General features: G+C 60.3%; 16 protein-coding genes and 1 pseudogene. 11 read left to right on the top strand and 6 right to left on the bottom strand.

The genetic code is table 11. From position 1 onward, the window contains the following. Positions 1-292: 292 nt before the first annotated feature. The 6 genes from TAN611_RS06710 (at position 293) to TAN611_RS06685 (ending at position 4961) form a co-directional block, all read left to right on the top strand. Complete coding sequence (locus TAN611_RS06710; protein ID WP_105230252.1) at positions 293-985, top strand: GntR family transcriptional regulator; 693 nt, start codon at positions 293-295, stop codon at positions 983-985. Positions 986-988: 3 nt separating this feature from the next. Continuing rightward, positions 989-1291 carry a DUF1330 domain-containing protein gene (locus TAN611_RS06705; protein ID WP_105230251.1) on the top strand — a complete coding sequence of 101 codons (303 nt, stop codon included), beginning with the start codon at positions 989-991 and terminating at the stop codon, positions 1289-1291. Between the two features lie 301 nt (positions 1292-1592). Next, a complete protein-coding gene (locus TAN611_RS06700) occupies positions 1593-2777 on the top strand; it encodes an MFS transporter (protein ID WP_105230250.1) in 1185 nt (394 codons plus the stop codon). A 50-nt stretch (positions 2778-2827) separates the two neighbouring features. Next, positions 2828-3721, top strand: coding sequence for a LysR family transcriptional regulator (locus TAN611_RS06695; protein WP_203067420.1), 894 nt, complete (start codon positions 2828-2830; stop codon positions 3719-3721). Positions 3722-4026: 305 nt separating this feature from the next. Then, on the top strand, positions 4027-4662 hold the full coding sequence (locus tag TAN611_RS06690; protein WP_105230248.1) for an AAA family ATPase: 636 nt from the start codon (positions 4027-4029) through the stop codon (positions 4660-4662). Then, entirely contained in the window at positions 4659-4961 is a 303-nt protein-coding gene (locus TAN611_RS06685) for a hypothetical protein (protein WP_111737529.1), read from the top strand. Before TAN611_RS06690 ends, TAN611_RS06685 begins: the two co-directional genes overlap by 4 nt. Positions 4962-5236: 275 nt before the next feature. On the opposite strand, the gene TAN611_RS06680 is transcribed toward TAN611_RS06685, so the two are convergent. The 4 genes and pseudogenes from TAN611_RS06680 to TAN611_RS06670 form a co-directional block, all read right to left on the bottom strand. Further along, on the bottom strand, positions 5237-6118 hold the full coding sequence (locus tag TAN611_RS06680) for an aminoglycoside phosphotransferase family protein (protein WP_105230246.1): 882 nt from the start codon (positions 6116-6118) through the stop codon (positions 5237-5239). Between the two features lie 90 nt (positions 6119-6208). After that, positions 6209-6349: pseudogene (locus TAN611_RS23465) on the bottom strand (recombinase family protein); the annotation flags it as partial. Between the two features lie 43 nt (positions 6350-6392). Further along, a complete protein-coding gene (gene bglX / locus TAN611_RS06675; RefSeq protein WP_203067419.1) occupies positions 6393-8690 on the bottom strand; it encodes a beta-glucosidase BglX in 2298 nt (765 codons plus the stop codon). 95 nt (positions 8691-8785) lie between these two features. Further along, positions 8786-9706 (bottom strand): LysR substrate-binding domain-containing protein, encoded by a 921-nt coding sequence (locus tag TAN611_RS06670; RefSeq protein ID WP_203067418.1) that lies wholly within the window; start codon positions 9704-9706, stop codon positions 8786-8788. A gap of 114 nt (positions 9707-9820) precedes the next feature. Here TAN611_RS06670 and TAN611_RS06665 point away from each other — a divergent pair, with 114 nt between their 5' ends. Both TAN611_RS06665 and TAN611_RS06660 read left to right on the top strand, forming a co-directional pair. Further along, a complete protein-coding gene (locus TAN611_RS06665) occupies positions 9821-10975 on the top strand; it encodes a methionine aminotransferase (protein WP_105230243.1) in 1155 nt (384 codons plus the stop codon). Positions 10976-11003: 28 nt separating this feature from the next. After that, complete coding sequence (locus TAN611_RS06660; protein ID WP_203067417.1) at positions 11004-11795, top strand: ABC transporter substrate-binding protein; 792 nt, start codon at positions 11004-11006, stop codon at positions 11793-11795. 42 nt (positions 11796-11837) lie between these two features. Here TAN611_RS06660 and TAN611_RS06655 read toward each other — a convergent pair whose 3' ends face one another. Together TAN611_RS06655 and ddlA are read right to left on the bottom strand one after the other, a co-directional pair. Continuing rightward, positions 11838-13736 (bottom strand): methyl-accepting chemotaxis protein, encoded by a 1899-nt coding sequence (locus tag TAN611_RS06655; protein WP_203067416.1) that lies wholly within the window; start codon positions 13734-13736, stop codon positions 11838-11840. Positions 13737-13891: 155 nt separating this feature from the next. Continuing rightward, on the bottom strand, positions 13892-14998 hold the full coding sequence (ddlA, locus tag TAN611_RS06650) for a D-alanine--D-alanine ligase (RefSeq protein ID WP_203067415.1): 1107 nt from the start codon (positions 14996-14998) through the stop codon (positions 13892-13894). A 192-nt stretch (positions 14999-15190) separates the two neighbouring features. Here ddlA and TAN611_RS06645 point away from each other — a divergent pair, with 192 nt between their 5' ends. The 3 genes from TAN611_RS06645 to dld are packed head-to-tail and all read left to right on the top strand — an operon-like array spanning position 15191 to position 17969. After that, positions 15191-15394 (top strand): ParD-like family protein, encoded by a 204-nt coding sequence (locus tag TAN611_RS06645; protein ID WP_105230239.1) that lies wholly within the window; start codon positions 15191-15193, stop codon positions 15392-15394. Further along, positions 15391-16194 carry a type I methionyl aminopeptidase gene (map, locus tag TAN611_RS06640; RefSeq protein WP_105230238.1) on the top strand — a complete coding sequence of 268 codons (804 nt, stop codon included), beginning with the start codon at positions 15391-15393 and terminating at the stop codon, positions 16192-16194. Before TAN611_RS06645 ends, map begins: the two co-directional genes overlap by 4 nt. A gap of 56 nt (positions 16195-16250) precedes the next feature. Further along, positions 16251-17969 (top strand): D-lactate dehydrogenase, encoded by a 1719-nt coding sequence (gene dld / locus TAN611_RS06635; RefSeq protein WP_105230237.1) that lies wholly within the window; start codon positions 16251-16253, stop codon positions 17967-17969. Positions 17970-18017 lie beyond the last annotated feature (48 nt).

The raw sequence follows: 18017 nt of genomic DNA, 5'->3' as shown, positions 1-18017 counted from the left end.
AAAACAGTGCGTATTCAACGGTATAAATCCGGAGAAAAATGACGGCGTCTCTGCCCGGCCCGATCGGCTGCGCACCGTAAACTGCGGGCGACATGGCGGACAAAAACCGCGCTGCGCCGCCTTTTTCGCCGGATAGGCTATAGTGGTGAGGAGATTTTTTTACCGATGTGATGAATTTGTGATCTACGCCTGATTTCCTTTTTCGCCGGCATGGCGTTTGGTATACCATCAGAACAACATTGCATTGTTCAGGGAAAAGGTGCTAAGAGTAATGGCCAAGGAAGTGATACCAATGAGAGAGACCGACAGGATGACGCACACCCCACTGAAGATTGAAAACGCGCCGCTGACGCTGCGTGAACTGGCGCTGAATAACGTCCGCCGCGCGATTATTTCCGGCTACTTCGCCGCCGGCGACCGGCTGGTGGAACGGACGCTCAGCGAGGAGCTGGGCGTCAGCCGCAGCGTGGTGCGCGAGGTGATCCGTTATCTGGAAGCGGAAGGACTGATTGAGATTCTGCCCAAAAAAGGGCCGATTGTGGCGATCCTCACCTGGGAGATTGCCGAACAGATTTACAATATCCGCCTGTTGCTGGAGCAGGAAGCCGCGCACGACTGCGCGCTGCACGCCAAAAGCAAGGATAAGAAACTGCTGCACGAGAAGCTGCTGCACATCGACCGCGCCTCCCGCGAGCAGGATGACATCAAGCGCGTCGACGCCTCGCAGGAGTTTTATAAAACCATCTTCGACGTCGCCGGGCACGCCATCGCCTGGGAGATCGTGCAGCGCCTCAACAGCCGCATCAGCCGGCTGCGGGCGCTGACGCTGAAAACCCATGAGCGGCAGGTGGCGGGTTATGAACGCATGACGCGCATCTTCAATGCGATTGAGAAAAACGACCCGGCGCAGGCGAAGCAGGAAGTATTTGAGCACCTGACCGAAGCCTCCGCGCTGGCCAGGCTGATACTGCAACCACAGGAGTAACCGATGCCCGCTTACTGGATTGCCCACGTCACGGTGACAGATCCGCAACGTTATCAGGCATATATGGCCGCCGCCCCCGAGGCGTTCCGTCAGTACAACGCGCGTTTTCTGGCGCGCGGCGAACAGGCCGAATCGCTGGAGGGCGCGCCTTTCACCAAGCACGTGCTGATTGAGTTTGACGACTACCAGAGCGCGCTGGCCTGTTACCGCTCCGAGGCCTATCAGCGGGCAAAGCAGGCGCGTACGGGCTGCGCCGAGGTGATGATTACGATTGTGGATGGGCTGAACATCACGCAGCAGGCCTAGCGTCGCTCCACATAACCGGCGGGAGGATACGCTCCGTCCGCGACCTTCCCCAGCGCGTCAAAGGTCAGTTGCCGGATCGGCCCTTGGCGCGAGCGTTATCAATCAAGGAAATATCAATATCCAAAAATCACAAATAAGAAAATAAATATCGGCATTTCATCGGGTTAAATTGTCCACCACGATAAACAGTGTAACCACGACGAAGATATTTATCCGCCGCGGCGCACTGCGTAAATTGTGATCTCAGTCACTTCAAGATGCCATCACCCGTTGGCATGCACCCGCTGAGATAAACGCTACTATGCTGAATAATAAAGATAAGCCTGCAAACTCGCCCTGGGCCGCCGTTTTCTCCCTGACGGTGGCCTGTTTTGTGATGGTCACCACCGAGTTTTTACCCATCGGCCTGCTGACCAATATCGCCCCGTCGCTGGACGTCAGCACCGGCACCGCCGGGCTGATGGTCACCATGCCCGGCATCGTGGCCGCCGTCGCCGCACCGCTGCTGAGCCTGGCCTCCGGACGCCTCGATCGTCGCCTGCTGATGCTCGGGCTGTCATTGTTGCTGATTGTGTCCAATCTGGTTTCCGCGCTGGCGGTCAACTTCCCGATGATGCTGCTCGGCCGGGTGCTGCTCGGCGTCTGCGTCGGCGGTTTCTGGTCGTTCGCCGCCAACTACGGCCGCCATCTGGTGCCGGAGAGCAGCCAGGGGCGCGCCACCGCGCTGATCCTCAGCGGTATTTCGGTCGGCGCGGTATGCGGCGTGCCCGCCGGCGCGCTGATCGGCGATACCTTCGGCTGGCGCAGCGCCTTCTTCGGCAGCGCGGCGCTGGCGCTGCTGGTTTTGGCGGCGCAGCTGCGTCTGCTGACCCCGGTACCGCCGTCGCGCGCGGTCACCGTGCGCGATCTGCTGCTGCCGCTGCGCCTGCCGCTGGCGCGGATCGGGCTGCTCGCCATCGTGCTGCTGTTTATCGGCCACTTTGCCGCTTACACCTACCTGCGTCCGCTGCTGCAACAGGTATTTGTCCTCAGTCCGTCGACCATTTCCCTGCAGCTGCTGGCCTATGGCGCCATCGGCCTGCTGGGCACCTTCGCCGGCGAACGCCTGGCGGAGCACAGCCTGCGCGCTACCTGTATTTTGATCGCCGTGATGTTGGCGGGGATTTTGATCGTCTCGCCGCTGTTAAGCGGCGTGGCCGGCGCCACGCTGATGGTGCTGATCTGGGGGCTGGCCTTCGGCGCCGTGCCGGTGTGCACAGCCAACTGGATGTTCGCCGCGGTGCCGCAGGCGCCGGAAGCCGGGCAGGCGCTGCTGGTGTGCGTGATCCAGATTGCGCTGGCCTCCGGCGCGCTGCTCGGCGGCGAAGTGGTGGACTGGCAAGGGGTCAGCAGCGCCATGCTGTTCGGCGGCGCATTGATCCTGTCGGCAGCGCTGGTGTTCGGTTTATCCTTGCGTTCCGACCGGGTTGGCGCTAAACAGTGTTAACCCGCATTACGGGCGCGCCGCGTCGCGCCCTGACATAACTCAGGAGCAGCATGGATCATCACTTACTGGCGATTCGCGTCTTTATCCGCGTCGTTGAAACCGGCGGCTTTACCCGCGCCGCCGATGCGCTGCGGATGCCGAAAGCCACCGTCAGCAAGCTGATCCGCAGCCTGGAAAATCACCTGCAGACCAAGCTGCTGCAGCGCACTACCCGCAGCGTGGCGGTCACGCCGGAAGGCGAATGCTATTACCGCCGCACGGTAAAATGGCTGGCGGAGCTGGAGCAGATGGAAGGTTGCATGACCGAATCGCAAAGCTCGCCGCAGGGGGTGCTGCGCATCGACGTCGGCGGCAGTACCGCGCGTCAGCTGCTGCTGCCGGCGCTGCCGGACTTCTTCGCCCGCTATCCGCAGATTCAGATCGACCTTGGCGTCAGCGACCGGCAAATCAGTCTGATTAATGACAACGCCGACTGCGTGATCCGCAGCGGGCCGCTGGCGGACTCCAGTCTGATCGCCCGCCGGCTGTTCAACCTGAGCTGGGTGACCTGCGCCACGCCGGGCTATCTGGCGTGCTACGGTACGCCACGCCATCCCGCCGAGCTGGAGCAGGGCTTTCCGCTGGCGCACTACCGGCACGCGGCAAACGATCGCATCCAGCCGCTGCGTTTTGTCGAAGAGGGCCGACAGTTTGAGATCCAGCACCGTTATCAAATCAGCGTCAACGAAGGCGGCACGCTGCTGGCCGCGGCATTGTCCGGGCTGGGCATTGTGCAGACGCTGAGCTTTATGGCGCAGCCGCATCTGGCGCGCGGCGAGCTGGTCAGCATTCTCGACGACTGGCAGCCGCCGGCGGAACCCACCTACGTGGTCTACCCGTCCAATCGTCACCTGAGCAGCAAGCTGCGGGTATTTATCGAATGGGCGATAGAACACTTTGCCTGAGCGGCGCCGTGCGTCCCACCAAGCCAATAACCCAATAACCCAATAACCCATTAACTTAATAAGTTATTAAATAATTAAGTTAATTGGGCATACAGTGATTCCCCGCACGAACCAGAACTTTCCCAATTGCTCAGCTAATAAGTTAGCAGCAGAATAACCTCTTAAGTTAACCGGATAGCGGCTTGGCAACCTGTGCAAGTTAAGGCATATTGGTGGCTATTCGTTCTGACTAACCCGTTAGATTATCAACCTGTCAAGCTAATAACTTAATAAGTTAACAGCTTAATAACTTGAGAGATGGCAGCATGATTGTTTTGATTGGTTCGCAAAAAGGCGGCGTAGGAAAATCCACCAAGGCGGTAAACATCGCCGGATATTTGATACTCAAGGAAGGCAAGACGGCAATTATCGTCGACGCCGATGACCAAAAATCGATCATGACCTGGTACAACGATCGCCAGAACGTTGAGGGCCTGCCGCATATTCCGGTGGTCGCCGCCTCCGGCAAAATCAAAGAGACCCTGCTGGAGCTGGACCGCCACTATGACTATGTGATTGTCGACACCGCCGGCCGCGACAGCGCCGAGCTGCGCTCTGGCCTGCTGGCCGCCGATCTGTTCCTCTCGCCGCTGCGCCCTTCGCAGATGGATCTCGACACCATCGGCTACCTGTCGGAAATGTTCTCCACCGCGCAGGAGTATAATGAGAAGGTCAAAGGCTATATTGTGCTCAATATGTGTCCGACCAATATCTTCATTAACGAGGCCAACGAAGCGGCGGAAGTGCTGAGCGAATACCCGGAATTCAAGCTGGTGGGCAACCGCCTGTGCGACCGCAAGATTTACCGCGATGCCTGGGGCGAAGCAAAAACCATTCATGAAGCGCACAACGAAAAAGCGCAGCACGAAATCGCCAGCCTGGTGAAAGAGGTGATTTTATGAAAAAACGTACGCCGAGCCAGCGCATGACGGAAGATGAGTTTATCAACAGCGCCACCTCGCATACGCTGCAGGTGCCGGCGCCGGCCGCCGAGGCCAAACCGCAGGGGCGCAAGCGCACCTATAAGGCGCTGTCCGTCAGCCTGACCGACAGCCACGTCGAAGCCATTGACGCGATGATCGTGCTGGCGGCGCGCAACGGCATCGTGCGCGTCACCCGTTCCGATATCATCAAGCTGGCCATCGACGGCCTGACGGAAAAAAGCGAGAACCACCTGCTGGAATTGCTGAAGAAATCCTGACGCCGTCTGTCACGCCGACAGATACGCGTCTTAGCCTGATAAACCGCCAGCTTAATAAGTTATTAAAACATTAGGCTGGCAGTTAAGCAGCTTTACAGCTTGAACGACATGCGCCGCCAGTCTGCGGCGCGATAACCCAAGGGGTCGAAGGCCAATGGAGCGAAAACGTACGGCAAGAGCATAATCTATTGATTAGATTCGACAAAAAACAAAATAACTCATCAAATATCCTTTTCACTTATTGTTATCTTTCTTAAACTGGCATCCTTGTAGGGTTAGTGGTTTAAACCATATTCAGCAAGAATGTTTTCGAATGTCCGATATGCTTGTTTTGCCTCAACAACATTAGTCTGAGCGGCATTTGTCATCACAATTAATGCCTTCCATAGAGCCCAGGAGCGGGCACGTGCCCATGTGCCCGAATCAGGCAAAAGAGCATCATGGAATACCTGCCTGCTTTCAGCATCGAATAATGTCCAGGCAATAACCAGATCGCATGCAGGATCACCGATGCATAACTGTCCAAAATCAATAACTGCATCCAGCCGATTGTTAGTAATTAACAAATTTCCTGCGCTTATATCACCATGAACCCAAACCGGCTCTTTTGACCAGGTTTGAGAGCTGCCGGCTTCCCATATTTCTGTCACCAGACCTGAATGTACTTTATTGCTTAATACCCTGATGGCCTGTCTGGTTTCTGAATCGTATACAGCAACAGAACCACCGCGATAAAAATTTTGAGGCCCTGCAACAGGTCCATCTTTTGAGTCAACCGCCTGGAGTGAGACAAGAAAATTTGCTAAATCTTTAGCGAGCACACAGAGGTCAACTTCAGGGGATGAAGCAACCGTTTTCCCCTCAATCCATCGGTAAACGGACCATTTCCAGGGATAATTCTCGCCTGGTGAGCCCATTCCTAAAGGGACAGGGATTTTATTAGGCAAAAACGGGGCCAGTTTCGGTAACCACTCCTGTTCTTTCTCCACTTGCCCGGCATAATGAGCTGCGCTTGGTAAGCGGACGAGCATATCATTCCCTAAATGGAAAGTCCGGTTATCCCATCCACTCGTTTCCACAGGCCATATGGCAAGATTAGCCCACTGAGGAAACTGGGCCGATATAAGCTCAGAAACAAGTAACCGGTTGATATCCATTGATTTATTATAAACCCTGAAATTTAGTGAACATCTTTATAAAAAGATCACTGATATTTTAAACATCAGTTTTTAAGCTATGTAACAAAGCTATTTAGTTATATTAGCGTCTTCCAAAATTTTATAAACGGTGGAGCGGGCGATATTCATTACACCAGTTCTATTTTTGCGAAGAACCAGCACGCTATTTCTGTCAATAACGCGCCTGCCCCCAAACCGGATGCCTTTCAATATAAGCGGAATCACGCCGGGCCGTTACGGCCCGGCGCGGCGTTTACTTCAGCGTAAAGCTCTGCTGCAGCGTCTGAGCGGAATCCAGGCCGACAAACACATTAAATTTGCCCGGCTCCGCGCCCCACTTCAGGCTGGCGTTGTAGAACTTCAGATCGTTTTCATCGATCGGCATCTCTACCGTAGTCGACTGGCCGGCCTTCAGCGTCACTTTCTTAAAGTTGCGCAGCTCTTTCACCGGCCGGCTGACCGAGGCGGTTTGGTCCTGAAGATACAGCTGCACCACGGTGGCGCCGTCGTAGTTGCCGCTGTTCTTCAGCGTCACGCTGGCGGTGATTTTGCCGTTGCGCGCCATGGTCGGGCTGGACAAGGTGAAGTCCGACAGCGTGAAGCGGCTGTAGCTCAGGCCGTAGCCAAACGGATACAGCGGGCCGTTGGGCGAGTCAAAGTAGCGCGAGGTGTACTTGCCCGGATTCTCCTTGTTAAACGGCCGCCCGGTGTTCAGATGGTTGTAGTACATCGGGATCTGGCCCACGGAGCGCGGGAAAGTCATCGGCAACTTGCCGGACGGGTTGTAATCGCCGAACAGCACGTCCGCCACCGCGTTGCCGCCTTCGGTGCCGCTGAACCAGGTTTCCAGCATCGCATCCGCCTGCCGGCTCTCCCACTCCAGCGCCAGCGGCCGGCCGTTCATCAGCACCAGCACCAGCGGCTTGCCGGTGGCCTTCAGCGCTTTGATCAGGTCGCGCTGGCTCTGCGGAATGGTGATATCGGCGCGGCTCGACGCCTCGTGCGCCATGCCCTGCGACTCGCCGACCACCGCCACCACTACGTCAGCCTGCTTGGCGGCGTTCACCGCTTCGTCAATCATCTGCTGCGGCGGCCGCGGGTCGAACACCACCGCCGGCTCGTACAGGTTCAGATAATCAATGATGCTTTTATCCTGCGTGATGTTGGCCCCTTTGGCGTAAATGATTTTCGCCTGGTCGCCGACCGCGTTTTTCATCCCCTGCAGCAGCGTCACCGACTGTTTGCTGACGCCGGCGGCCGACCAGCTGCCCATCATATCGCGCTGGCTGTCGGCCATTGGCCCCACCAGCGCAATGGTGCCCTGCTTGCGCAGCGGCAGGGTCTGGTGGTCATTCTTCAGCAGCACCTGAGTACGGCGCGCCACGTCGCGCGCCTCGGCGCGGTGCAGACGGCTTTCGGCATTGGTGTCCTGCGGGTCGGAGCCGGCCGGGCCAAGGTGTACGTACGGATCCTTGAACAGCCCCATCTCATATTTGGTGTTCAGCACGTCACGGCAGGCGCGGTCGATGTCGCTCTCCGGCACCCGCCCCTCTTTCACCAGCCCCGGCAAGTACTTGTCGTAATACTCGTCGCTCATGCTCATATCAACGCCGGAGGTGATCGCCAGCCGCACCGCATCACGCGGGTCCTGCGCCACGCCGTGCTTGATCAGCTCTTTAATCGCCCCGTGGTCGCTGATGGTGATGCCGTCAAAGCCCCACTGATTGCGCAGCAGATCCTTCAGCAGCCAGGGGTTGGCGGTGGCGGGAATGCCGTTAATCGAATTCAGCGACACCATCACCCCGCCGCTGCCGGCGTCTACCGCCGCCTTGTACGGCGGCAGGTAATCCTGCTGCATGCGCAGCGGGCTCATATCCACGGTGTTGTAGTCGCGTCCGCCTTCGGTCGCGCCATACAGCGCAAAATGCTTCACGCTGGCCATCACCGAGCCGGGCTTGGCCGGATCGCCGTTCTGGTAGGCGTCCACCATCACTTTGGCGATTTTCGACACCAGCCAGGTGTCCTCACCGAAGCCTTCCGACACCCGGCCCCAGCGCGGGTCGCGGGTAATGTCGACCATCGGCGAGAAAGTCATATTCAGGCCGTCGTCGCTGGCCTCCTGGGCGGAGACCCGCCCGCTGAGCGCGATAGCGTCCAGATCGAAACTGGCGGCCAGCCCCAGGCTGATGGGGAACACCGTGCGCTGGCCGTGCACCACGTCATAGGCGAAAAACAGCGGGATTTTCAGACGGCTGAGCTGCATCGCCTGATCCTGCATCACGCGGATATCCGGCCGGGTGACGGTGTTGAAAATCGCGCCGATCTGCCCCTTGCGGATGCCCTCGCGGATCGCCTCTTTCGGATTATCCGGCCCGACGCTGATTAAACGCAGCTGGCCGATTTTCTCTTCCAGCGTCATCTGCTTCATCAGCTTGCTGACGAACGCATCGCGCTGCTGAACATTGATTCCTTGCGTTGCGCCGCTCTCCTGCGCAAAGACCGGACTGACCGCCAGACCGGATACCAAACCCACTGTACAAAGCCATTTCATATTGTTATCTCAGGCAGGTTCCCGCCGCGGGCGGGAAAGTAAACAGGTAATCAGGGAGTGTGCCACACTCTTTTTCCGCGTTGAAACCGTTATGGTTACAAGCTGTTAGCCGTCGTCGCCAGATAGCGCGTCAGCCGGGCGCGGCTGTGCGCCGCCTCCTGCGTCAGAAAATCCGTCAGCAGGGCCAGTCCGTCCGGCGACGGCGTACGTTCAGGATAGACCAAATAGTAGCCGGCGCCGCTGGCGACGCTCAGCGCAAACGGCGTCACGATGCGCCGCGCCTGAATATCCTCCTCCAGCAGGCACAGATCGCCAATTGCGATGCCCAGCCCCTGCAGCGCTGCGCTCATTGCCAGATCCAGCGTGTCGAAATGCTGCGACTTGCGCGAGGGCAGCGCCGCGCCGCCGGCCGCCTTCAGCCAGCGCAGCCAGTCGCGTCGGTCGCGCGTCGGGTGCAGCAGGGTTTTCTCCGCCAACTCCGCCAGCTGCGGCGCGGCGGACAGGTAGCCCGGCGTGCAAACCGGCGTTAACACCTCGTCAAACAGCGGGTGCGCCGTCAGCCGCTTGCCCGGCGGCGCGCCAAAGGTCACCGCCGCGTCAAACTGCTCGCCGGCAAAATCCAGCCGGTGCGACACCGAAGCGGTCAGTTCGATATGCAGCTCCGGCCGTTCATTCTGCAAACGAATAATTCTGGGCAACAGCCAGCGCATGGCGCAGGTCGGGCACTTGATGCGCAGGGTGCCGGGCTGGGTGCCGACGCGGGCGACGGCGTCTGCCAACTGCCCCAGCGCCTGGCGCACCGGCCCCAGCAACTGCGCTCCCTGCGGCGTCAGCGCCAGCCCGCGCGCATGGCGGCTGAACAGCGGATAGCCAAGCTGCTGCTCCAGGCCGAGGATCTGCCGGCTCACCGCCCCCTGCGTCAGATGCAGCGCCTGCGCGGCATGGGTAAAATTCAGCCGTTGCGCCACCGCAACAAAGGTTTTCAACACGTCGAGCGAAGGTAACATCGTGGGCATCGGGGCCTCTCCAGCCATGATCGGAACGCATGGCTAGCATGACAAAGTTTCTCTTGTCGCGCCATAACGGCTGATGCTTAATCACTCAACCCACTTGCTTGATCCGGAGCCGCCATGCAGAGCGCCTGTTCACCCCGTTCCAAACTGCCGGACGTCGGCACCACCATTTTTACCGTGATCGGCCAGCTGAGCGCCGAACATCAGGCGCTGAATCTGGCGCAGGGCGCGCCGAATTTCGGCTGCGCGCCGCAGCTGATTAACGACGCCGAGCAAGCCATGCGCGCCGGTCATAACCAGTATGCGCCGATGAGCGGCGTGGCCGCCCTGCGCCACGCGCTGGCGGAAAAAACGCAGCGTCTGTACGGCGCGCGCTACGACGCCGACGCGGAAATCACGGTGCTGGCCAGCGCCAGCGAAGGCCTGTACGCCGCCATCAGCGCGCTGGTGCAGCGCGGCGACGAGGTGATTTATTTCGAACCGGCGTTCGACAGCTATGCCCCCATTGTGCGGCTGCAGGGCGCGCGGCCGGTGCCCGTCCGGCTGTCGCTGCAGGATCTGCGTATTGACTGGGATGAAGTCGCCGCCGCCATCAACGGCAACACGCGGATGATCATTATCAACAGCCCGCATAACCCGACCGGCGCGCTGCTCGACGAGCAGGACATCGCGCGCCTGAGCGCGCTGACGCGCGATACCGATATCGTGATTCTGTCGGACGAGGTGTATGAGCACGTGGTGTTCGACGGCGCGCAGCATCACAGTATGGCGCGCCATCCGCAGCTGGCGGAACGCAGCGTGATCGTCTCGTCGTTCGGCAAGACCTATCACGTTACCGGCTGGCGCATCGGCTACTGCCTGGCGCCGGCGGCGCTGACGGCGGAGATCCGCAAGGTGCATCAGTTCCTGGTGTTCTCCGCCGACACGCCGATGCAGTACGCCTTTGCCGCAGCGCTGGCCGACGCGCAGAGCTATCTCGGGCTGGCCGCCTTCTATCAGCAAAAGCGCGATCTGCTGGCCGCGGCGCTGCAAGGCTCACGCTTTGAGCTGCTGCCGAGCGCCGGCAGCTTCTTTATGCTGGCGCGCTTTAGCGCCTTCAGCCAGGAGAGCGACAACGACTTCGCCGTACGGCTGATCCGCGAGGCGAAAGTCGCCGCCATCCCGCTGTCGGCCTTTTACAGCGACGGCGCCGACACCGGCATTATTCGCCTGAGCTTCGCCAAAGATGACCAGACGCTGCGCGAAGGCGCGCGCCGTCTGCACACCGTATAACCGACCGCACGCCACTGAGGAAACCGCGATGAACACCACACTGAAAACACTGCTGGCCGCCGGTTGTCTGCTTGCCGCCAGCGCAACGCAGGCCGCCGACCTGCGCTTCGGCGTTGAGGCGCTGTACCCGCCGTTTGAGTCCAAATCCGCCAGCGGCGAGCTGGAGGGGTTTGATATCGATCTGGGCAACGCGGTCTGCGCCGCCGCCAAGCTGAGCTGCAGCTGGGTGGAAACCTCGTTCGACAGCCTGATTCCGGCGCTGCAGGCGCGCAAGTTTGATGCGATTAACTCGGCGATGAACGTCACTGAACAGCGTGAGCGGGCCATCGCCTTCACCCGGGCGATTTATCAGGTGCCCAACCGGCTGATCGCCAAAGCCGACAGCGGGCTGACGCCCGACGCCAAAGCGCTGGCCGGCAAGCGCGTCGGCGTGCTGCAGGGGTCAATTCAGGAAAACTACGCCAAGGCGCACTGGGCGCCGCAGGGCGTCGAGGTGGTCTCCTATCAGGATCAGAATCAGGTATACCTCGACCTGAGCGCCGGACGGCTCGACGCCACGCTGATTATGGCGCCCGCCGGCCAGAGCGGTTTTCTCTCCCGCCCGGACGGCAAAGGCTTTGCCTTCGTCGGCGACACGGTGCAGGACGCGAAGATTTTCGGCTCCGGCATCGCCTTCGGGCTGCGCAAGCAGGATAGCGCGCTGAAACAGCGGCTGGACGCGGCCATTGAGCAGGTGCAGCAGCAGGGCACGGTCGATAAACTGGCGAAAAAGTATTTCGGCGATATTGACGTGTCTGTGCAGCCGCAGACGGCGAAATAATGCTGGCGTAGCTACGCGCCAGCGGCGATGGCCCGCCCGGTGTTATTTCCCCACCGAATGCACCAGCGCGGCCATCGTTTCCGCCTGCTCGTCCAGCACCTGGCTGGCGGCGGCCACCTCAGACACCAGCGCGGCGTTTTGCTGAGTCACCTGTTCGAGCTGATTCAGCGCCTGTTGGATTTGCGACACGCCGAGCGTCTGCTCCTGCGCGGCGTGGGCGATATCGCTGACGTATTGCCGCATCTGCCCGGTGTTGCCCACCGCCGCCTGCAGCGCACTGTTTGAGTCGGCCACCCGCGCCACCCCTTCGCCGATTTGCTCCATATTCTGGCCGACCAGCGCGCGGATGCGGTTGGCTTCCTGCGTGCAGCGCTGCGATAAATTGCGCACCTCGGCGGCAACCACGGCGAAGCCCCGTCCCGACTCGCCGGCGCGGGCGGCCTCTACCGCCGCATTCAGCGCCAGCAGGTTGGTCTGAAACGAAATATCGTCAATCGAACTGACGATATGCGCGATCTGTTCGCTGGAAGCGCGGATCGCCACCATGCTCTGGCTGGCGTCATCGGCGATGCGGCTGGCCTCCTGCACCTCCTGCGTCATGGCGCCAATCAACCGCTCCGCTTCGCCGGCGTTGCTGGCGGTGTGGGCAATGGCGGTGGCGATCTGCTCCATGCTCGCCGCCGTCTCCACGATCGACGCCGCCTGCTCGTCGGTGCGCTGCGCCAGATTTTGGTTGCCGACGGCGATATCGCCGCTGGTGGTGCGTAACTCCCCGGCGCCGACGTTGATCTGCTGAATCATCCGCTGAATATTGCCGATCGCCTGATTATAGGCCGCGTTAAGCCGCGACAGCTCATCGCGGCCCGGCACCGCCAGACGCAGGGTAAAGTCGCTTTCCATCCGCTGGATGGTGCCCAGCGTCCCCTCCAGATGACGGTGGAGGCGTCTGGCGACCACGACGGCGATCGACAAGGCGGCGGCCAGCGCCAGCGTCCCGATCAGCAAAAAGCGCTGCCAGTCGCCGCGCGCCTGCGCCGACAGCTGGGATACCGTGTTCTGCAGCGCGCTGACGGCGCCGTTTTCCAACTGGTGCAGCGCATCAATCCGCGCGGTCTGCGCGCTGAACCACTGCGTCGGGTCGATGCCGAATCCGCCGCGCTCGGCACGGGCAAACGCGGTATCACGCAATGTCAAGGCGGCCTGGGCCGCAGAAGCCTGTTGTGATTTTTCCAGCGCCGCCGCCAGCGCCGGGTTGCTGAGGCGCTGGGCGGCCGTCAGCCAGGCCGCCTGCTGCGCCACCACCGCGCTCAGCGCGCGATACTGGCCGTTGCCGAAGCGATCGGCGGCAAAGACGCCGGCCAGCAGCGCCCGCTCCAACCCGGCCTGTTCTTTCAGGTTCAGCAGGCTGTAGTAGGCCGCCAGCTCGCTGACCAGCTCGCCGGACGATGACAGCTGGCTCAACCCGCCGACAAAGCGCAGCTGATCGCGGATGGCGGCGGTATACACCGCAACGGCGTCGGCGGCGTTGATATCCAGCCCGCTGACCCGGGAGCGAACGGCATCGAGCGCTTGCAGGCGATCGTTGAACGCCGCCAACATCCGGGCGTTATCGCCCGCGCTCTGCCGATCGCCGGCCAGCGCACGACGGAAAACCGCCACCGCGCTGTCGGTCTGTTTGCGCTGGGCCGCCAGCTCGGCGGTGAAGTTTTTCCCAGCTGACGCCAGCACTCCAGCGCTCATGCCCCGCTCTTTCTGCAGTTCATCAATCACGCCGCCGACGCTGCCGGCCAGTGCGATCAGTTGCCCCAGGCTGTCCATCTGCCGCTGGGTCTCAATGCGCGTGACCATGCCCGAGCCGACAAACCAGCACAGCGCCAGCAGCATCGGTAGCAACGCCACAAAGAGCTTCATCTTCATTGAAATGTGATTCATCCACGACATGGATGCTGACTCCTTTACCCGTTTAACGTCATATGGAAGGGTTATCGGTGGGTAAACGGAGTTATTGACTGCAGAGTGAGGGAATCTTGTTCAAGATCAAAAATAGCGGCGAGAAATGACCGGACGCCGCAGGCGACGCCCGGATAGCAAGCTGTTTAGTCGCGCTCGAACACCGAGCTGTGCAGCGCGCGATCCTGCTGATGGCGCTCCAGCGCCAGTTCTATCAAGGTGGTGATCAGTTGGCTGTAGCTCATGCCGCTGGCCGCCCACAGCTTCGGATACATGCTGATATTGGTGAAGCCGGGCAGCGTGTTGATCTCATTGACCACCACCCGCTCATCGGCGGTCAGGAACACGTCGACCCGCGCCATGCCCAGACAGTCCAGCGCGCGGAACGCCCGCAGCGCCACCTCGCGGATTTTGTCGCTGGCCGGCTCGGAGATTGCCGCCGGCACCACCACCTGCGCGCCCTGTTCGTTGATGTATTTGGTATCGTAAGAGTAGAACTCGTCGCTCAGCACGATTTCACCGCACAGGCTGGCCTGCGGCTGGTCGTTGCCCAGCACCGCGCACTCAATCTCGCGGCCGACGATCGCCGACTCCACCAGCACCTTATGGTCGAAGCTGAACGCCAGCGCCACCGCCTGCTCATAGCCTGCGCGGTCGCTGACCCGGCTGACGCCGACGGAGGAGCCCTGGTTGGCCGGCTTGATAAACAGCGGCGACCCCAGCTGTTCGCTCAGCTGTTCAAAGCTGTGCTGCGCACGGTTGCTGCGCGTCAGGGTAACGAACGGCGCCACCTCCAGCCCGGCGTCGCGCAACAGGCGTTTGGTGACGTCCTTATCCATGCTGACCGCCGAGCCCAGCACGCCGGCGCCGACAAACGGGATATTCGCCATCCGCAGCAGCCCCTGCAGCGAACCGTCCTCCCCCAGCGTGCCGTGCACGATCGGGAACACCACGTCGAGCTGGCCGATAACGTTGGCGCTGTCAGCCTCAATCAGTTGACTGCTCTCCTGCCCCGGCACCAGCGCTACGTTTTTGTTGGAGTGGTTCAGGGCGATCAGCGCCGGGTTTTCCGCATGCAGCAGGTAGTTGGAGGCATCATTAATATGCCACTGCCCCTGCTTGTCGATGCCCAGCAGCGTGACGTCAAACTTCTCTTTGTCGATGGCATCGACAATGTTTTTTGCCGACTGCAGCGAAACCTCATGCTCCGCCGATTTACCACCAAAAATTACGCCAACACGTCGTTTAGTCACGCCTGAAATCCTTCTGAAAAAGTGATGCAAACAAGTCAATTATTACAATAAACGCATTGTTCAGCCGCGGCAATCGCCCTTTAACAGAAAATTCCGAGCATTAACGCCCGCCGGCCTCTGCCACAGATCGCCAAACGCAATGTATATAAAGCATATACACTTCATATCGTCTTTAACCTAAGGAGCAGCACGATGGGCATTGTGAAAATCTCCGACGTCTTGCACGACGATCTGCGGCTCGCCAGCCTGACCATGACGCGTTCCATTAACGCGCAGGCCGAGTACTGGATCAAAATCGGCATGCTGGCGGAGTTCCACCCGGAACTGACCTACCCGCAGCTGGTAAAGAAAATGATGAAAGAGAATGCGTTAACGCTGAAGGAGATGGTTGAGTGAAACAGATTGTGATCAAAACGCCGGATGAAATCGCCAAAATGCGCCACGCCGGTTCGCTGCTGGCAAAAGTGTTCGCGATGCTCGACGGCGTGATCCGCGAGGGCATCTCCACCATGGAGATCAATGACCGCGCCGAGGCCTTTATCGTCGACGAACTGCAATCACGCCCGGCCAGCAAAGGACAGTACGACTTTCCCTACGTGCTGAACACCTCGATTGACGACGTGATCTGCCACGGCGTGCCCTCCGCCAGCAAAATCCTGCGCAGCGGCATGATCGTCAACGTCGATATTACGCTGGAAAACGGCGGCTATATCGCCGACTCCAGCAAAATGTACTGCATCGGCCAGACCACACCGGTGGCCAAACGGCTGGTGAATAACGTCTATGAATCCATGTGGGCCGGCATCCGCACGGTGAAGCCGGGCGCGACGCTGGGGGATATCGGCCACGCCATCCAGCAGCACGCCGAAAAAGCCGGCTACAGCGTGGTGCGCGAATACTGCGGCCACGGCATCGGCCGCGATATGCATGAAGAGCCGGCGGTGCTGCACTTCGGCCAGCCGGGCAGCGGCATGACGCTGCAGGAAGGCATGGTGTTTACCATCGAGCCGATGATCAACCAAGGCGACCGGCGCATCAAGCAGAAAAAAGACGGCTGGACGGTGGTCACCCGCGATAAAAAGCTGTCCGCCCAGTGGGAGCATACCGTGGCGGTGACCGGCGACGGGGTGGAAATTCTGACGCTGCGCGACGAAGAGCGCGAAAACGGTTATCTCGAGTGCTATAAAGGAAGGTGATTTTTCACCGTTTGCCGTCCCGGCGGCGGCAACCTTAATCTGACAGGGAGATCGGCATGACGCACAGCGCCCGCAGTGACCAGCAGGCATTTATCAGTCAGTTGAAACAAATCGTCGGCGGCCCGCAGCTGCTGACCGATGCGCGCAGCACCGAGCGCTACCGCAAGGGTTTCCGCTCCGGCGAGGGCCAGGCGCTGGCGGTGGTGTTCCCGACCCGTCTGCTGCAATTGTGGCAGGTGCTGCAGGCGTGCGTCGATGCCGATAAGGTGGTGATTATGCAGGCCGCCAACACCGGCCTGACCGAAGGCTCCACCCCCAGCGGCAACGACTACGGGCGCGATGTGGTGATTATCAGCACGCTGCGCCTTGACCATATTCAGGTGCTTGCTCAGGGCAAGCAGGTGGTGGCCTTCCCCGGCAGCACTCTGAACCATCTGGAAAAGTGCCTGAAGCCTTACGACCGCGAACCGCATTCGGTGATTGGCTCCTCCTGTATCGGCGCGTCGGTGATCGGCGGCGTGTGCAACAACTCCGGCGGCTCGCTGGTCAAGCGTGGCCCGGCCTATACCGAACTGGCGCTGTACGCCCAACTGGACGCCGACGGTCAGCTGCGGCTGGTCAACCATCTCGGCATTCAGCTGGGCGACACGCCGGAAGAGATCCTCACCCGGCTGGAGCAAGGCGACTACCGGCCGGAAGACGTCGAGTACGGCGAGCTGCGCGCCTCCGACAATGAGTACGCCGTGCGGGTGCGCGACGTCGATGCCGACACTCCTTCCCGCTTCAACGCCGACAAGCGCCGGCTGTATGAGGCTTCCGGCTGTGCTGGCAAGCTGGCGGTGTTCGCCGTGCGCCTCGATACCTTTGAAAAAGAGAGCCGCGAGCAGGTGTTTTATATCGGCACCAACAACACCGCGGTGCTGACCGAGCTGCGCCGCCATATGCTGAGCCAGTTTGAGAATCTGCCGGTGGCCGGCGAGTATATGCACCGCGATATCTTCGACATTGCCGAGGTGTACGGCAAAGACACCTTCCTGATGATCGACAAACTCGGCACCGATCAGATGCCGCGTTTCTTCACGCTGAAGGGCAAGATGGACGCCACCTTCAACAAGCTGCCGCTGCTGCCGCACAACCTGACCGACCGGGTGATGCAGGGGCTGAGCCATCTGGCCCCCAGCCATCTGCCCAAGCGCATCAAGGAATACCGCGAACGTTTTGAACACCACCTGCTGCTGAAGATGGCCGGCGACGGCACCGATGAGGCCTACGCCTACCTGAAGCAATACTTTAGCGAGGCGGAAGGCGACTTCTTTGTCTGCAGCGCGGAGGAAGGGAAAAAAGCCTTCCTGCACCGCTTTGCCGCCGCCGGCGCCGCCGTGCGCTACCACGCGGTACACGCCGACAAGGTGGAGGATATTCTGGCGCTGGACATCGCCCTGCGCCGTAACGACACCGACTGGTTTGAAACCCTGCCGCCGGAGATCGACAGCCAGCTGGTGCATAAACTCTACTACGGCCACTTTATGTGCCACGTGTTCCATCAGGACTACGTGGTGAAAAAAGGCGTCGACTGCCACCGGCTGAAACAACAGATGCTGGCGCTGCTGGACCAGCGCGGCGCGGAATATCCCGCCGAACACAACGTCGGCCACCTGTATCAGGCGAAGCCCGATCTGCAGGCGTTTTACCGCCAGGCCGACCCGACCAACAGCTTTAACCCCGGCCTCGGCAAGACCAGCAAGCTGAAAAACTGGGGCGAGCAGCAGCCGTAACCGCATGCCGCCAAGAAACGGCCACCGCCATCATGGCATGGCCGTTTT

Origin of the sequence: Serratia sp. Tan611, from assembly GCF_905188235.1 — a bacterium.
Lineage (GTDB): Bacteria > Pseudomonadota > Gammaproteobacteria > Enterobacterales > Enterobacteriaceae > Serratia_B > Serratia_B rhizosphaerae.
The sequence above is the reverse complement of the archived record's forward strand: the minus strand, read 5'-3'. Positions and strand labels throughout refer to the sequence as shown.

Coding starts and splice junctions, on each gene's coding strand:
- bglX (WP_203067419.1), bottom strand. CDS start 8,690: ATGAAATGGCTTTGTACAGTGGGTTTGGTATCCGGTCTGGCGGTCAGT.
- TAN611_RS06685 (WP_111737529.1), top strand. CDS start 4,659: ATGAAAAAACGTACGCCGAGCCAGCGCATGACGGAAGATGAGTTTATC.
- TAN611_RS06645 (WP_105230239.1), top strand. CDS start 15,191: ATGGGCATTGTGAAAATCTCCGACGTCTTGCACGACGATCTGCGGCTC.
- TAN611_RS06670 (WP_203067418.1), bottom strand. CDS start 9,706: ATGCCCACGATGTTACCTTCGCTCGACGTGTTGAAAACCTTTGTTGCG.
- TAN611_RS06690 (WP_105230248.1), top strand. CDS start 4,027: ATGATTGTTTTGATTGGTTCGCAAAAAGGCGGCGTAGGAAAATCCACC.
- TAN611_RS06660 (WP_203067417.1), top strand. CDS start 11,004: ATGAACACCACACTGAAAACACTGCTGGCCGCCGGTTGTCTGCTTGCC.
- TAN611_RS06710 (WP_105230252.1), top strand. CDS start 293: ATGAGAGAGACCGACAGGATGACGCACACCCCACTGAAGATTGAAAAC.
- TAN611_RS06665 (WP_105230243.1), top strand. CDS start 9,821: ATGCAGAGCGCCTGTTCACCCCGTTCCAAACTGCCGGACGTCGGCACC.
- TAN611_RS06705 (WP_105230251.1), top strand. CDS start 989: ATGCCCGCTTACTGGATTGCCCACGTCACGGTGACAGATCCGCAACGT.
- TAN611_RS06700 (WP_105230250.1), top strand. CDS start 1,593: ATGCTGAATAATAAAGATAAGCCTGCAAACTCGCCCTGGGCCGCCGTT.
- TAN611_RS06695 (WP_203067420.1), top strand. CDS start 2,828: ATGGATCATCACTTACTGGCGATTCGCGTCTTTATCCGCGTCGTTGAA.
- dld (WP_105230237.1), top strand. CDS start 16,251: ATGACGCACAGCGCCCGCAGTGACCAGCAGGCATTTATCAGTCAGTTG.
- TAN611_RS06655 (WP_203067416.1), bottom strand. CDS start 13,736: ATGTCGTGGATGAATCACATTTCAATGAAGATGAAGCTCTTTGTGGCG.
- TAN611_RS06680 (WP_105230246.1), bottom strand. CDS start 6,118: ATGGATATCAACCGGTTACTTGTTTCTGAGCTTATATCGGCCCAGTTT.